Below are 17,010 nucleotides of genomic sequence, written 5' to 3'. Positions count from 1 at the left end.
TATATTTATACTTGTGTCATTTCGAACGAAGAGAGAAATCTATTTCAGCTTATAGTTTGAGAAGCTACAGTGCTATATCTAACTATAGTTACAACCTGAACCAAGCTATACTTTCAATTAAACACTTATCCTGGGAGCTCTACTTGCCTATCTTTCTATAGTTTACTTTGGTGCCCTCACGGCCGGGAGGCCCCGTCTTCGGGCATCGCGCTGCTGCTTTCTTGCTTCCCTCGCTCTGCTCGGGTTGCCTAAAGGCACTGCAACAAAGCAAAGGCGCTCAACCCAAAGACTGTGATATTTCGCATAGCTACCAGCATCTATAGTTTGAACCTGCTCGCTTCGAGATTTATCATGGTGATAGTTTCGAAGGGACAGGTAAACCTGTCCTGTTCGTGGACTTAAACTATAAAACTATAACTCAAACTATCGTAATGTAAGAATTGTCCCCTTGAGGGGACTACAGGGGTGTTAAAGCGATAACTATGGAACTTGATAACCAAATTATGGCAGTAGCCGGAATTCCCCTCTCGGGAGGGGTAGGGGTGGGTTAAATACTAACCATAGAACTATAATTATTTCAATCTCAAAGACCTTGTTACTCTTGCCTCAAAACTCCAGAGTAAACTGGTAGCCTTCCTGCAGGCGGTCGTGTTGGTATAGGAGTGAACTGGCTGAAATGCCCAGCAAGCGAACCGGGAACTGTGGCAATTGTGGTGTACGTAGCAGGTCGCGGGCTACAGTATAAATCGCGTCTTCTGAGCTGAACTCACTTAGGAAAGTCTTGCTGCGGGTATTCAAAGTAAAATCAAAGTATTTGATCTTAAGCGTTATCGTTTTAGCTGTCGCTTTCAGACGTTCCATATCCTGGGCTACTTCTTTAGATAAGTAAAGCAAGTGCTCTAGCATAGCTTCTTCTTCGGCAATGTCGGCCTCGAAAGTACGTTCTGAACCTATGGATTTGCGGATGCGGTGGGGCTGTACGTCGCGGTCGTCCTGGGCACGGGCAATGCGGTAGTAGTAGCTGCCTACCTTGCCAAAGTTCCGGATCAGTTCTGCTTCGGAGCGCTCGCGCAGGTCGGCACCGGTTATAATGCCCATACTTTGCATTTTAGCTGCCGTTACCTTCCCAATGCCATGGAACTTGCCGATATCCAAACTTGCAACAAGGTCTTCTGCTTTATCCGGAGTGATGAGTGTAAAACCATTGGGCTTGTTCATATCCGAAGCGATCTTGGCCAGGAATTTATTGTAAGAAACCCCCGCCGAAGCTGTAAGGCCTGTCTCCTCAAAAATGCGCTGCCTGATCTGGTTGGCGATAATGGTTGCTGAGGGCATTCCGATCTTATTTTCTGTTACATCCAGGTACGCTTCATCCAGCGAAAGCGGCTCTACCAAATCGGTATAGGCAAAGAAAATTTCCCTGATCTGGCGCGAAACGGCACTGTACACATCAAACCGGGCTTTTACAAAGATGAGGTGCGGACAACGCTGGGCTGCAATTTTGGAGGCCAGGGCAGAGTGTACCCCATATTTACGAGCTTCGTAGCTGGCCGCGGCGACTACACCTCTGGCCCGTGAGCCACCAACAGCTACGGGTTTACCGCGCAGCTCCGGGTTATCGCGCTGCTCCACCGACGCAAAAAAAGCGTCCATATCAATGTGAATAATCTTGCGGATAGGCTGGCTCAAAAAGATATACTATAACTGAAGTGTAAGTGCAAATTTAACGATAAACCGGCAGAGATATTCAACTATAGTTGGTGGAATATTTACTTGAAACAGTTAAGCCCGATCTGAAATAAGCGGTCATCATGATTGGGTGAAAATGACGCTAAACCGGCAAATTGGAAAGTTATTCTGGCTCGTTACTTTTAGTGTAATGTTGACCGGTCCTGCTGTTGCCCAACATACAGAAATCTAGTGAGCACCGCCATTAGCAATTGTCGGTCAGGAGAGTGTGAACATTATTCCGAGATAGTATCCCGAACACGACAAAAGATAAACTGAACCTGGAAGTAGAACTTCCCGACCGGACAGATGTAACCATACAACTTATGGATGCCCGCGGCAGCATTATACTTCAGAAAGAATTTAGTAGCCAGGTTGGGATGTTTAAAGAAGTGTTACAACTCCTGAACAAGGCTCGTGGTATGTAATGGAGTCCGCTTATATGGCAAAAGAGTCACCAATAATAGAGTAATATGCCAAGGGGTAGTCATAGAATACTGATAATCTCTCAAGCAGAAAGTTAATCTAGTCGTTAGAATCAAATAAAAATCTGTTATAAATAATTGATTATCAATGCCTGTGTAAAATGTTGTTATTTTTATTTGGAATAAATCTAAATAGTTGCTTGTTTTGTCACGCTATTTAAAATTAGTCTAAATAAACAAACTATCTATATGCAATATATCTATAAACTTAAGTGGCTAGTTTGCTTTGTCTTGCTGCATGTTGCTTTATCAGCTGCTGCGGATACAGCCGGAAAAACAGGAAGTATTTCAGGAAAAGTAACGACCAGCGATGGGCAGCCTGCATCTTTTGTAACTATAGCTTTGCCTGAAATTAATAGAGGCACTGTTACTGCGGAAGATGGGAGTTTTACCATTAGCGGCATTAAGCCCGGCACTTATGCCTTACGTTGTTCATCTGTTGGCCTGGAGCCACGAGAAACATCTGTAACGGTAGAACTCGACAAAACTACCCGTATCGATTTTACCCTGAACGAGAGTGCAGCCCAGTTATCGGAAGTAGTAGTGACTGGTGCCAGAAGTATAAACCGCAAGCCCGTAGAGATGGGTAAGATCGCCATTAACCCGATCGATATGCCACAAAGTATGGCTGTAATTGGAAGCGAAGTGATTGCAAACCAGCAGGCTTCGAAACTGAGTGATGTGATCAAAAACGTGAATGGTGTGTCGTTGGGAACTACCCGCGGCTCTACTTCCGAAACGTTTTTTGCCCGCGGATATAACCTGGGTGCCAACAACATCATGAAAAACGGAGCGCGCTCTAACTCTGCCGTAATACCGGAAGCCAGCACACTGGAGAGGGTAGAAGTACTTAAAGGTAGTGCTGCCTTATTATATGGTAACGTGAGCAGTGGCGCCGTGATAAACATGGTTACCAAACAGCCTAAATTCAACTATGGCGGAGAAGTATCGATGCGCGTGGGCAGCTATAATTTATATAAACCCATGGCCGATGTATATGGCCCGATCACAAAGAACCTTGCCTTCCGGGTAGTGGGTACTTACGAAAATGCCGAAAGCTACCGCAATAGCGTGGAGTCTGAGCGCTTTTATGTAAACCCATCGTTGCTTTACAAACTAGGTGCTAAAACTGAGATTTTAGTACAAGGCGATTATATGACGCACGACTTTACACCTGACTTTGGTATCGGTACGTTGGATGGCAAAACCATTTCAAAAGATATCTCCAGATCCGCTTTCTTTAACACGCCGTGGGCTTATAACGAAGTAGAGCAAGCTACTACCACAGCAACTATAAACCATACTTTTAACGATACCTGGAAACTGAATGTAGTAGGTTCTTACCAGGCTTTCGACAGAAATTATTTCTCAACAGAGCGTATTCAGGCTGATGCTGATGGCGATTGGGGACGTAAACTTACACGTTCTAAAATAGGCGAGGATTATTATACAGGACAAGTAAACCTGAACGGAGATTTCAAAATAGGAAGTATAAGACACCAGCTTTTAGTAGGCGTCGACGCTGAACAGTACAAGAACATCAGCCATGTATTTAAAATAGAATCCCTGGATAAGAGTGGTGTTTACGATAGTATAAATATCCTAAACCCTGGTAAGTTCACAGCCCGTACCGATGAACCGGTAACCAACATGTCAACCCGCTCTGAAGTACCAACACAACGCATCGGTTTTTATGCTCAGAACCTGTTTAGTCTTTCTGAGAAATTCAAAGTGTTAGGTGGAATTCGCTGGTCGGTACAACGCGTACCGGTAGCTGATGTGTATAGCTTTGAAACAGATACGAAAGCACCTGCTTCGAATACCAAAACCAAATACGACAGAGCCTTTTCGCCACGTATAGGTCTTGTTTACCAGCCGGTTTCCTTTATCTCTATATTCTCCAGCTATTCCAACAACTTTACGCCAAACACAGGTACTGATGTAAACGGCCAGGCAATTCAGGCTTCTATCATAGATCAGTATGAGGCAGGCATCAAAACAGACCTGTTTCAGGACAAATTATCAGCAAACGTTACAGTTTACAGAATTAAGAACAGCAACCTGGCGCAGATGGCCCAGTTTAAAGCAGATGGTACTGTAAACAGCGATGCTAACATTAAAGAACTAACCGGCGAAACTACCAGCGATGGCGTAGAACTTGACCTGAACGGTACACTGGATAACGGCCTGACTTTCCTGGCAGGCTATAGCTACAACGACATGCGTTATTCTAAGACATCAGGTTTGAATGGCAGCTATTTAGAAGGTGAAAGACTGGTTAGCAGCCCGGCGCACACTGCAAATGGATCAGTATTTTATACGCTACAGAGTACAGCACTTAAAGGCCTTAAAGTTGGCTTATCTGGCTTCTACACCGGAGAGCGAAATGCCGGCTGGAACACCACACATGTTGTTAAAAAGAATGATGATGGTACAGAAACAAGATCGCTGAACGAGCGCCTGTTTAAAGTAGATGGCTTCACAACGTTTGATGTATCGCTGGGTTATACATACAAAAAACTATCGTTGCTTGGCAAGCTTTCAAACATCACAAACGAGCTTAATTACTACGTGCACGAGAACTATAGCGTGAACCCGATTCCACCACGCCAGTTTGTTTCTACTGTATCATATAAATTCTAAACTATAGTTACAGTTACAGAACAGAGCCAGCTTTATGTAAAGCTGGCTCTGTTTTTTTATGACCAGGCTTTTCCGGTTGATTAGAAATAGTAGGTATTCTAATGGCAAAACTTCCCGTATAGCTATAGTTTGCAGAAGTATAAAATTGATCAATTATGAGCGAGAAAGTCTGGTTTATAACAGGATTATCCAGTGGGTTTGGCCGAACACTGGCCGAAGAAGTTGCACGCAACGGCGACAAGGTAATTGGAACAGTGCGCCAACAATGTCTGTTGGAGGAGTTTAACAACATATCGGTGGGCAATACCTTTGCTTACCTGATGGATGTTACCAACCCGGATGGTGTGAAGGCAACTATAGAAGCCGCTTTTAACCACTTCGGAAGGCTGGATGTGCTGGTAAACAATGCCGGTTTTGGGTTTCTGGGTGCCGTGGAAGAAGCAACTATAAAAGATTACCGGGAAGTGATGGAAACCAATTTCTTCGGGGCGCTACAGGTTACGCAGGCCGTTTTACCTTATATGCGGAAACAGGGGAGTGGCCGGATCATCCAAATGTCGTCGGCAGCTGGTTTCAGGGCTACAGCCGGGTTTGGCGTTTATAATGCAAGTAAGTTTGCTTTAGAAGGCATGAGCGAAGCACTTGCCCTGGAAGTTGCTCCGTTAGGTATTAAGGTAACTATAGTTGAGCCGGGGCCTTTCCGCACAAATTTTGCAGGCACGAGCATAAAAGCAGCCAAACAGGAAATGCCCGAATATGAAGCTACGGCTCGTATCTTCAAAAACAATATTTTAGGCTACGCAGGCCAGCAGGAAGGCGATCCTCAGAAAGCAGCGCAGGTTATAATGCAGGTTGTGAATGCTGAGAACCCACCTTTACGCCTGCCACTTGGCAGCACCGCCATTACCGCTGTGCGTAAAAAGCTGGAGCAGGTAGAAGAGGATATTAAAAGCTGGGAATCAATCGCTGCCCATACTTCTTTTGATGTATAGTTCTATAGAACACTACATGGCAATTATAAAACAAGGCAGCATATCTATAGATCTCCCGAAAGCCGTCTGAACATATCTGCAGCTCAGAGGTTAAGTTAGGAGATAATCTGATTAAGAAACCAACTTAAAACTATAAGCTATGAAAGTATTATTCGTTCTCACATCGCATGACAAACTTGGCGACACCGGCAAAAAAACCGGTTTCTGGGTAGAAGAATTTGCTGCTCCTTATTACACTCTTTCCGACGAAGGCGTTAAAATTGATATTGCCTCTCCCAAAGGCGGACAACCACCCATCGACCCGAAAAGCACCGAGCCCGATGCGCAGACTCCTGCTACCAAGCGTTTTTACGAAGACGAAGACCTGCAGCACAAGCTATCGCGTACACACAAGCTGAGTGAGGTAAATGCCAAAGATTATGATGCTGTTTTCTACCCGGGCGGTCATGGTCCGTTATGGGACTTAGCTACAAACAAGGACTCCATTAAGCTGATAGAAGACTTTGTGCGCCAGGAGAAACCGGTAGCTGCCGTTTGCCATGCACCTGCTGTATTAACAGGCGTAAAAACACAGAACGGCGAACCGCTGGTGAAAGGCAAAAAAGTAGCCGGCTTTACCAATTCCGAAGAAGATGCCGTGCAACTGACCGATATTGTTCCTTTTTTGGTGGAAGATAAGTTGAAAGAACTGGGCGGCAACTATAGTAAAGCCGATGACTGGAAACCTTATGTGGTGACCGATGGCCTGCTGATAACTGGACAGAACCCTGCTTCGTCGGAGCCGGCTGCAGAACAACTACTTAAAATGCTGCAGGAACGCCACGTTAGCGCGAAGTAAACTATACCCGTATACTATATTATCAGTGTAGCGAAAGATCCCATCAGGCTAACTATTATAGTTTGGTGGGATTTTTATGTTAAATAAGAGTGGTGCTCAGGTGAGAATTTATAGTTCAGAAATAGTAGTCTTAAAGAATATGCTTATTTTTATGTACCTACATTTAAGCGTAAATCAGCTAACATGAGAAAGATCAAAAAGATACATAAAGCAGTGCATGCCCCGATGGGTGACCTGGTAACGTACCGTGCGCTGCCAACCCACGAAGTAGACTATATCGATCCGTTCCTTTTCCTGAACCATCATGGCCCGCAGGTGTATAAGCCCGGCAATAATGGGCTACCTTTTGGTCCACATCCGCATCGTGGTTTCGAAACGCTGACTTTTATCCTGGATGGCGATATTATGCACCAGGATACCGGCGGCGGGCAGGATGTTATAGAAGCCGGTGGCGTGCAGTGGATGACAGCCGGATCCGGGTTGATACACGCCGAAGTATCTTCTGAAAAATTTAAAAAGGAGGGAGGCCCGCTGGAGATACTGCAACTATGGTTTAACCTTCCGGCCAAACACAAAATGGCTAAGCCAAACTATATCGGGCTACAGAAAACTGAAATCCCGGTTGTTTCAGAAGATAACGGCAAGGTTAAGGTGAATGTGATCTCTGGTAGTTGGGGTGATACAAAAGGACCTGTTCCGTCGCTGAGCAATATACACATGGCAAGTATAGAACTACTGGCTGGCGGTAGCTTATCTACAACTATAGCTTCAGACAGAAATATATTCTTTTATGTAGTGCGAGGAAGTATAAAAGTTAACGGCCAAACAGCTGACAAACTTAACCTTGTGGAATTTGCTAATGATGGCGAAGAACTGAGTATAGAAGCTTCAGAGGACAGCTATATTTTACTCGGCCACGCCAAACCGTTTAACGAGCCGGTTGTATCACACGGGCCATTCGTAATGAATACTGAAGAAGAAATTCACGAAGCTTTCCGGGATTACCAGGCAGGCAAAATGGGCGTTTGGAAATAGGTTATGAATTCTGAATTCATTTTCCATAAACAACTATAGTTTGTGTCGCATTTGAAATTCAGACTTTCTAACTTTTTAACTTCTAAACTTTCTAACTCTTAAACTCTCTAACTCCCAAACTCTTAAACTAAAAAGGTGTGGCTAAAACCACACCTTTTTTATAGTTACCTGCCGCGTTTCGGGCCTGATGTACTTTTGCGATTGGTACCTTGTGCTGAACTGCTTCTGCCAGGTCCGCCTGGCCTGGATGAAGTTGGTCGGCTGGCCCCACGGGCACCTTTTGCACTGGCTGCGCCACCTTTGGCAGCTTTACTTTCTTTAGGCTTGCTTTTGCCAACTCGTGGTGTTGTGCCTGCTTTACTTATTTTATTTGACCCCGCTGTTTGTGGCGTTCCATCTCTTCTGGCTGGCCTGTCAGCGGCATATTTAGACTCGCGACTTCTTCCAAATTCTTCTTTCGGGGCCTTGCCTGTAGCAATACTTCTCAGGAGATCAACCTCTGTTTTAGTAAGCGTGCGCCAGTGGCCTGCTGCCAACTTTGCCAGTGTTATAGTTTCGATGCGGATGCGCTGCAAGTGTACGACTTTGTAACCCAGGTCTTCGCAAAGCATTTTAATGTTATGGTTAGTACCAGGTGTAAGCACGATCCTGAAACGGGTAGAGCCTTCTTTTGAGATAAAGGTTTTTTGCAGCTTCTCACCTTTGTCGTTCTCGCCGCCGCCTATCAACCTGGCAATAAACTCAGGCGAGATCATTTTGTCTACCGTAACTATATACTCTTTCTCGAAACGGTTATCGAAACGGGTGATCTTGCGCACCAGCTCAGTTTCGTTGCTGAGTATAACTAAGCCTTCGTGGCCACGTTCCATATAACCTGCCGGCTCCAGCGAAGCCGGGTAGTTTATCGCTTTCACTACATTGTCACGTATCTCAGGGTCTGATTTGGCAGACATTCCCGCAGGTTTATTAACCACCAGGAAAGCAGGCAGTTCTTCGCGCACACGCACGATCTGGTCGTCTATCCTGACTTTATCTTTGGGAGTTACCAGTACGCCCGGGGCTGGTAGTTTGCCGTTTACAGTTACGCGTTCTTCTTCAATCAGTCGGTCTGCTTCGCGACGGGAGCAAAAACCGCTGTCACTTATAAATTTATTTAATCTCTTAGGTTCCATGGCAAAGTATGGCGTGTTGTGTTGGTCTGTTTGGTGTACGCCATTTTAAAACAAGCGGTAAAATTAAGGTAAAAGGATGGGTTTACCTATGAGATTGAGAAATGAGTGAAACAAACTTGCAGTCTGCACTTCCAGCTATTTATAGGTTGGTAAATGTAGTAACATAAGAATGCTATAGTTTGTGTCTGAGGAATTTACCTATCAACTTCTATCGTTTATGAATGCTTTCGCATGCAAATACTTCCTTTTGTTATCAGACTTATAGTTCAGGTGTAACTTATAAAAGCATCTCCCATAAGCAACTTAACGCCAATGATACTTTCCCTTTCACAACACCTTCATTCACACCTTCAAATGTGCTGTTCGCCAAATTAAACCTTCGCTATATATTAAAAGTATATCAATACAACTCATTACTGGGTATATGATTTAACCTATCTGTCTTAGGGACAATTCTATATGCATATTTTTTTACACTCTAATTCAATGATCAACTATGAAACAATTTTACTTAGTAAGTGCTGCCGGTGCACGGCAATTAATCAAGAACAGGTGCCTTCAACTTCTACTAATATTCTTATTTAGTTCAGGCTCCCATAGTTATGCCCAGGAAATTGAGTGGGATAAAACATATGGTGGAAGCGGCAGCGATACTTTCTCTTCCTTTCAACAAACAACTGATGGTGGCTTTATAGTTTTAGGCAGCTCCACATCTGGTATAAGCGGTGAAAAAACCGGAGCCCTTAAGGGAGATGCTGACCTCTGGATTTTGAAACTGGATGCTGCCGGAAACAAACATTGGGACCGTAGCATCGGCGGAAATTTATCTGTTAGGGCTACTACAGTAAAACAGACTCCTGACGGCGGATATATTATAGGGGGTACTACGGGGTCAGGTATAGGTGGTGATAAAACCCAACCTTCAAGGGGGGAAGACGATTACTGGATCGTGAAACTGGATGCTGTCGGAAATATAAAATGGGATAGAACTTTTGGAGGTTCTGGTAGTGAATGGATGATTTCACTGGACATTACGCAGGATGGTGGCTATATTTTAGGTGGAAGCTCTCATTCAAACATCAGCGGCGATAAAAGCGAAAACTCAAAAGGAAGCGATGACTATTGGGTTGTAAAGGTAGATGCAAATGGCAACAAAGTGTGGGACCGTACGCTTGGAGGAAGCTCTCTTGAATTTATGCGTGCCATTATTGCTACCAGGGATGGAGGTTTTGTGATGGGCGGCTATTCGAACTCCGGTTTTGAAGGAGATAAAACGGAAGGTTCGAGAGGTGGCTCCGATTACTGGATCGTAAAACTGGATGCGAACGGAACCAAATTATGGGATAAAAGCTATGGAGGGAGTGGTACCGATCTGCTTTTTGCCTTGTGCGAGACAAGCGATGGACAAATTATAGTTGGTGGCGATTCCTATTCTGGTATAAATGGTGATAAAAGTCAGGCTGGCTTTGGGTGGGCTGATTACTGGATCCTGAAGCTGGATGCAAACGGGAACAAAGTGTGGGATAAGACAGTTGGCGGTACTGGAACCGAAGGTTTAGCATGTGTAAAGCAAACCAGTGACGGAGGGTATTTACTGAGCGGGCTTTCGGACTCGGGGATAGGCGGTGATAAGACCGAAGCATCACAAGGAGGCTTCGATTATTGGGTTGTAAAATTAGATAACCAGGGAAACAGGCAATGGGATAAGACGCTGGGCGGACGCAGCTCTGAGTACAGTAAGGAAAGTTTGCAGACAACAGACGATGGCTATTTACTTGCCGGATATTCAAATTCCGGCTTGGGAGGAGATAAAACCGGATATTCACGAGGTGACTATGATTTCTGGATCGTAAAACTTAAGCCTGAAAAAGCGCCGTCGCCAGTTGCATGTAATGTAATTGATTTCGAGAGCAGTAGTACCGGTTTCATTTCTTCTGTAAACACCGGAGCTGGCAAAGTAAATATCTTTAACAAAATACGGCGAGCAGATGGCAGCTATGCAGCAGAAAATCATGCTTCCATATTTGATACTGCGAATCCAACCGGGGATGATCTTGACCTTTGGACGCCGGACTGGGGACATGTGCTGATCATTAACCAGGACCTGAAACCGGAACCGAACGACAACCCCTGGGGTGGCGAAATGACGCTTGATTTCTCAGAGATCGGCCCGGTAACTATGACTTCTATGAAAGCGCTGGACTTTGATGTGTACGAAGGCAACTCGTGGGTTTACCTGTACGACAAAGCCGGAAATGAGCTGTATAAAGTGCCGATTCAGAATCTGGGAAACATGAGCCAGCAGGAAATAAACCTGGGAAATACAAAAGGTGTCATGACGCTGAAAGTAGTGCTGGATGGAATTAACGAACACCAAATGCTGGCCGGCTCTGGCGCCATCGACGACATTAGGTTCTGTGTAGAAGTAAAAGAGGGACCACAGGTATGTGCCGGAACCGACAAATACCTTACGTGTGCTGTTACCGAAGTAACCCTTGATGGCGCTTCGGCTACTTCCGGAGCGACTTTCAATTGGTCAGGGCCTGATGGTTTTGCATCTACTGAAGCCACTCCTTCAGTAAATGTGGCTGGAACTTACACGTTAACTGTTACTGATCCGGCTACAGGCTTAACTGCTTCTGATGATGTTATAGTAAGGCTTGATTATGAAGCACCGTTTGCCCGGATTCAAAATTTTGGAGATGGAGTTTTGACTTGTAATAATGATGCCGTCTCACTTACAGGTTTTACTAATATTGATAACGCTATTTATAAATGGACAGGACCTAATGGATTTACCAGTAATAAGAGTACAGTAAGTGTTAGCCTTCCGGGCACATATACGCTGACTATCATCAATCCTGAAAATGGTTGTGAGACTACTACATCAATAAAGGTAACTGAAGTTTATCCGAATTTATCCATTAATGCTGGTCCTGATAAAGTATTAACCTGTAAAGAGCCGACAGTTACATTGACACCAATTTCTAGTGATATAGAACGAGTTATATGGAGTACTTCAGATGGACATATAGTTTCTCAAACATTATCATCTGCTCTGGTAGATAAACCTGGTACCTATATTGTTTCAGGGAGAGATCCTTATTTGGGCTGCACTATTACAGATACGGTTCTAGTAACACTTGCTAATGAAGCCCCATTTGTTAGGATTTCGCCTTCGTATGCTTTTGATGACTACATAAGCTGTGACAATCCGACTGTTTATCTTCTTGGCTATACAACAACAGCTAATGCCATCTATAAATGGACAGGCCCTAATGGATTTACATCGGATAAGGATGTAGTGGGTGCCTCTGTTCCCGGCGAATATACGTTGACCGTCACTGATCCTGCTACTGGTTGTCAGGCCAGTATATCAAGGACTGTAAATGCATACTTTACAGATATTTCGATTAATGCTGGTCCTGATAAAGTGCTGACCTGTAAAGAGCCGACAGTAACATTAACACCAACTTCAATTGAGGTAGACGATTACTTCTGGTATTCTTCTGATGGAGGGAATATATTATCTAGATCAGTATCATCTGTTGTTGTAGATAAGCCCGGTACTTATATTGTTTCAGGGAAAAAACGTTATACAAGCTGCACTGTTACGGATACAGTTGTGGTAACCCTTGACATGGAAGCGCCGAATGTTACAGCCCAGGGCGGCACGCTTAGCAGCGAAACCGGAACCGTGCAACTAACCGGCTCTTCTACTACAGACGGGGTAACGTATAGTTGGTCTGGGCCTGCAGGCTATACTTCTAGAGAGCAAAACCCGGTAGTAAGTGTGGCAGGCGAGTATAACTTAACTGTTACAGATCTGGAAAATGGCTGTGCTGCCTCTATGACTGTCGAAGTGCAACCACAGGCTGTTACGCAAACAAGCGCCATCAGCCAGGCAAAGGTGTTCCCGAACCCGATCGAAAGTAAAGGTGCGGTTGAATTTAAGCTCCACACAACCGGAAACTATGTTGTTGAACTATTCGACCTGAAAGGGAATCTTATCCGGAAATTGAAAACAGGACATGCAACTGCCGGAGAATTAGTAAATGTGGAGCTGGACGGCAATGGCCTTAAAGGCGGACTATACATTGCACGAATTGTAAGCGCTAACGACACTAAAACTATAAAAGTAATACTGAAGAAGTAGAGAAGGTTAACTTACGAATCTTTCAGGCTTCTATAACCTTAAGTGTATTTTGGATTTATAGTTTCCGGGATGAAAAGTAACTCAGTTTAGGCTGTTACCTATAGTTGCCACTTGCTAGCTGAGGAATGCAAAGGGCAACTATAGGTTTATGAAAACCTGAACTACTTCCAGTAACCTAAAAAGGACCTGCTAACTAGAAAGCAGGTCCTTTTTTTATTCATGTAGTAACTATAAACTTACCTTCTCTTACCACCTTTCGGAGCGCCACTTCTGCCACCAGATCTCCCACCTGTATTACTTTTTGATGCGCCACGCGAACCCCTGTTACTAGATGATGCTTTGGGTTTATCGCGTTTGGGAGCAGCTGGCTTGCCACCGCTTTTCGGAGCGCTGCCTGTACGGGATGGTTTACCGCTGGATGTTGCACTGCCACGTGGTTTAGGCTTACTGCTTTTCGGTGCTGAGCTGCTTTCCCGTGAGCTGTTACTTTTCTTAGGTGATGAAGCCGTTTCAGTTTTTGCAGAGCTTTCTACCAGATTCATCATTTCTGCTATCTCATGTGTTGTCATTTCGCGCCACTGGCCCAGCGGAATTTTAGCCAGCGTTAAATGCATGATGCGCGTGCGCTGCAGGGTTTGTACCTCGTAGCCCAGGGTCTCGGTCATACGGCGAATCTGGCGGTTCATGCCTTGGGTCAGGATAATTCGGAACTTGTTTGGCCCCAGCTGCTCTACAAAACACTTCCGGGTGTTCACGCCAAGTATCGAAACGCCATTGCTCATTCGGTCTACAAAGTTCTGGTTAATAGGTTTATCAACCGTAACTATATATTCCTTTTCGTGGTTGTTTCCAGCCCGCAGAATCTTGTTTACAATGTCGCCGTTGTTGGTGAGGATGATCAGACCTTCAGAGTCTTTATCGAGACGGCCTACCGGGAAAATGCGCTCCGGGTAATTTACAAAGCTGATGATGTTGTCGCGTTGCGAACGGTCGGTGGTAGTCTCGATACCTGGTGGTTTGTTGAGCAGAAGGTAAACAGGCTCTACCGCATCTGCTTCAAGCAGATTCCCGTCCACTCGAACCTTATCTCTGGCAGTAACTTTAGCCCCAACCTCCGGCTGTTTTCCATTTACGGTTACACGGCCCTGCTCAATCAGCTTGTCGGCCTCACGGCGCGAGCAGATACCGGAATCACTTATAAATTTATTTAATCTGATCGGTTCCATAGGTCAGGGACGTTTCAATACGTTATATGTATCCTGAATAAAAGATCAAAGTTACAGAAAACGGTGGGTTTACCCGCTTTTGTTTCCTTGCTGTTGCGCTAAAATAAACAAGGCAGTACAACAGCCTACACTGCTATACTGCCTTGTTCATGCCAATAGGCTTTATTCTTACTCGCTTGCCAGCACTACTTTACTGGTTCGTAACGAAAACAGGTAACCAATTAATCCGCCAACTATAGCCGGCACCAGCCAGCCCATACCCAGGCTAAAGAGCGGAAGATATTCGGCAAATACCTTACTGATTTCCAGCTCAATTCCTGCAGCATTTATCCCATCCACTAGACTCACAACACCTGTGAAAAGCACAGACCAGGTGTAGATGCTGTTGCGTTTGCCAACTATAGCACCCATCAGCGAGAGCACAATAAGTACGATAACGATTGGGTAGATGGCAACAAGTACCGGTACCGAAAAAGAGATGATCTGTGTAAGGCCAACATTGGAGATAAGAGCACTAACTATAGTTAAAACCAACACATAGGTTTTGTAGGAAATAGAAGGACGTATCTGGTTGAAGTAAGCGGCACAGGCTACTATAAGCCCGACGCTGGTGGTAAGGCAGGCAAAAATGATGGCAATACCCAGGATCAGGTTGCCAAATATGCCAAATTGCAAATGCGATACTTGGCTGATAATGATACCGCCATTTTCTACGTGACCCAAGGCAGATACGCTGGTAGCGCCGGTATATCCCAGTCCTACATATACTAACGCTAAACCGGTTGCTGCAATCAGGCCGGCAGTAATACAAACTTTGGCGATGCTTTTAGGTTCATCTACTCCTTTTGCCCTGATGGCATTGATCACGATAAGGCCGAAGATAAAGGAGCCGATCGTATCCATCGTAAGGTAACCTTCCTGGAAACCTTTAAAGAACGGGGCAATCTCGTAAGCAGCAAGCGGACCCTGTATCGTTCCGATCGGGTTAGCTATACTGGCGACCAGCAAAGCAAACAGGATTACCATCAGCACAGGAGTAAGGATTTTGCCGATACGATCTACTACTTTGCCCGGGTTAAGAGAAAGCATGTAGGTTACTCCAAAATAAATAGCAGAGTAAAGCAACGCACCCCATGGTGTCGTACGCAGGAACTCCGGAAGGAGCGGGGCAACACCGATCTCATACGAAACAGTACCTGTTCTCGGAACAGCGAACAAAGGCCCTAAGGTTAAATAAATGATGATAGGAAAGATCAACCCAAATACCGGGTGCACTTTAGCCGATATGGTCTGTACATCTTCGTTTTTAGACATCCCGATCGCAATTACGCCCAGTAGTGGCAAGCCAACGCCGGTTAATAAAAAGCCCAGAATAGCCGGTACAAGCTGGTCGCCGGCAGCCTGCCCAAGCGATAAAGGAAAGATGAGATTGCCGGCGCCAAAGAAAATGGCGAATAGCATTAAACCAATAAAAAAGGTTTCTTTTGCGGAGATGCTGGGACTTTTCAAAACGATAAAATTGGGTAGTAGATAGTATTCTAACCGCAATTAAACACTCATAATTCCAAAATCCTACAAATAAGGCAATAAATTAATGTAGGTACAATGAAATTGTGTTGCTTGTAATGGGCTGTAAATGTGAATTAAAGGAATAGGAGAGAAGAAAGAAATGCTGCCGGTGCTTGCTTAAATTTACCGGCAGTATTACCTATAGTTGCTCCTGTGTTACCATGCTTTCCAGGTTTGTTTCTTTCGGTTGCAGCGTATCGGATGGAAGCGCCAGCAGCGCCACCAACGGATGCGCAGTTATTCTGCCTGTTACACTTTTATCCATTAGTCTTTCCAGTGTTGTATGCTTCTGCGGAACCAATACCAGGAGGTCTGCCTTTTCGGTACGGATAAAACGCTGGATTCCGTGGGCTACATCTGCGTGCAAACCAAAATTGATAGTGTAAGGGATGTCCTTAAACTGCTCTGTAAGGTGTTGCAGCGGCTGTGTTGTATCAAAAGTAGTTTGCTGCGCCTCGTTCCGGTACAGGTGCAGTACCTGTAAGTTTGCTTTAAAGGCACCCACAAAATTGCTCAGAAAACGAAGGTCGGCTCTGGCGCTTAGCTTACTCAGGTTAACAGCAAAAACTATAGTTGCAAACTGGTTAAAAGGTATACCTTCCGGCACAGCCAGCACCGGCACCCTGCTTTTCTGCATCACCGAAATAGTGGTGCTACCCAGTAGCGCCTGGCTCACTGCTTCACCGCCCTGCATACCCATAACCACCAGGTCTATGTTGTGCCGCTCTATCGTTTCCAGAATTTTCTCATAGGAACCACCCATCTTGGCAATCACATTTACTGGCACCGCATCAAATCTGCCCGGCTCACCACTTTCCATATGTAAAGCTTTGCGGTTTTGATCGGCAAACTCAAGCAATGCTCTGCCTTTTCCTTCTTCCAGTGCCTGTATCACATCGGTTGCGCTATGGGCCGCAGGGGGCGACATAACAGGGTAAAAGGCATGTATCAGCGTAAGTCCGGCACCCGCTAACCGTGCAATCTCAAAAGCATAATGAAGGGCGTTCCTGGAGTTTTCAGAATAATCTATGGCAACTAATATCTTTTTCATGGCTGAAGTGCTAAGTATTGAACAACGGTTGTTTGGACAACCATTCATAACACAAAAATACAAATTGCTGTAGTGCTAAACGATGCCATTGGTCAGCATGAAAAGATGAGATTGA

The 17,010-nt window shown here is 45.0% G+C and carries 10 protein-coding genes; 5 read left to right on the top strand and 5 right to left on the bottom strand.

Annotated features, from left to right (window positions below; genetic code table 11):
* Positions 1–606: 606 nt before the first annotated feature.
* Positions 607–1,689, bottom strand: a complete 1,083-nt coding sequence (dinB, locus tag KYK27_RS09240) for a DNA polymerase IV (RefSeq protein WP_199109738.1) — start codon at positions 1,687–1,689, stop codon at positions 607–609.
* A 713-nt stretch (positions 1,690–2,402) separates the two neighbouring features.
* On the opposite strand from dinB, the gene KYK27_RS09235 reads away from it, so the two are divergent.
* From KYK27_RS09235 to KYK27_RS09220, 4 genes are all read left to right on the top strand, one after another.
* Complete coding sequence (locus KYK27_RS09235) at positions 2,403–4,856, top strand: TonB-dependent receptor (protein ID WP_199109737.1); 2,454 nt, start codon at positions 2,403–2,405, stop codon at positions 4,854–4,856.
* A gap of 155 nt (positions 4,857–5,011) precedes the next feature.
* Positions 5,012–5,848, top strand: coding sequence for an oxidoreductase (locus KYK27_RS09230; protein ID WP_199109736.1), 837 nt, complete (start codon positions 5,012–5,014; stop codon positions 5,846–5,848).
* 139 nt (positions 5,849–5,987) lie between these two features.
* A complete protein-coding gene (locus tag KYK27_RS09225; RefSeq protein ID WP_199109735.1) occupies positions 5,988–6,686 on the top strand; it encodes a type 1 glutamine amidotransferase domain-containing protein in 699 nt (232 codons plus the stop codon).
* 183 nt (positions 6,687–6,869) lie between these two features.
* Positions 6,870–7,721: a pirin family protein gene (locus tag KYK27_RS09220; protein WP_199109734.1), complete on the top strand. Its 852-nt coding sequence runs from the start codon at positions 6,870–6,872 to the stop codon at positions 7,719–7,721.
* 164 nt (positions 7,722–7,885) lie between these two features.
* Here the strand turns inward: KYK27_RS09220 and KYK27_RS09215 are convergent, their stop codons facing one another.
* Complete coding sequence (locus KYK27_RS09215) at positions 7,886–8,893, bottom strand: pseudouridine synthase (protein WP_199109733.1); 1,008 nt, start codon at positions 8,891–8,893, stop codon at positions 7,886–7,888.
* Between the two features lie 496 nt (positions 8,894–9,389).
* Here KYK27_RS09215 and KYK27_RS09210 point away from each other — a divergent pair, with 496 nt between their 5' ends.
* The gene (locus KYK27_RS09210; protein WP_199109732.1) at positions 9,390–13,049 is read left to right on the top strand and encodes a T9SS type A sorting domain-containing protein; all 3,660 of its coding nucleotides are present in this window, start codon (positions 9,390–9,392) and stop codon (positions 13,047–13,049) included.
* 236 nt (positions 13,050–13,285) lie between these two features.
* On the opposite strand, the gene rluF is transcribed toward KYK27_RS09210, so the two are convergent.
* From rluF to KYK27_RS09195, 3 genes are all read right to left on the bottom strand, one after another.
* Positions 13,286–14,275, bottom strand: coding sequence for a 23S rRNA pseudouridine(2604) synthase RluF (gene rluF / locus KYK27_RS09205; protein ID WP_199109731.1), 990 nt, complete (start codon positions 14,273–14,275; stop codon positions 13,286–13,288).
* 168 nt (positions 14,276–14,443) lie between these two features.
* On the bottom strand, positions 14,444–15,784 hold the full coding sequence (brnQ, locus tag KYK27_RS09200; RefSeq protein WP_255532025.1) for a branched-chain amino acid transport system II carrier protein: 1,341 nt from the start codon (positions 15,782–15,784) through the stop codon (positions 14,444–14,446).
* A gap of 199 nt (positions 15,785–15,983) precedes the next feature.
* Complete coding sequence (locus tag KYK27_RS09195; protein WP_199109729.1) at positions 15,984–16,895, bottom strand: universal stress protein; 912 nt, start codon at positions 16,893–16,895, stop codon at positions 15,984–15,986.
* Positions 16,896–17,010: the final 115 nt, after the last annotated feature.

This window comes from Pontibacter populi (genome assembly GCF_019336435.1).
In the GTDB taxonomy this organism is placed as follows: domain Bacteria; phylum Bacteroidota; class Bacteroidia; order Cytophagales; family Hymenobacteraceae; genus Pontibacter; species Pontibacter humidus.
The sequence above is the reverse complement of the archived record's forward strand: the minus strand, read 5'-3'. Positions and strand labels throughout refer to the sequence as shown.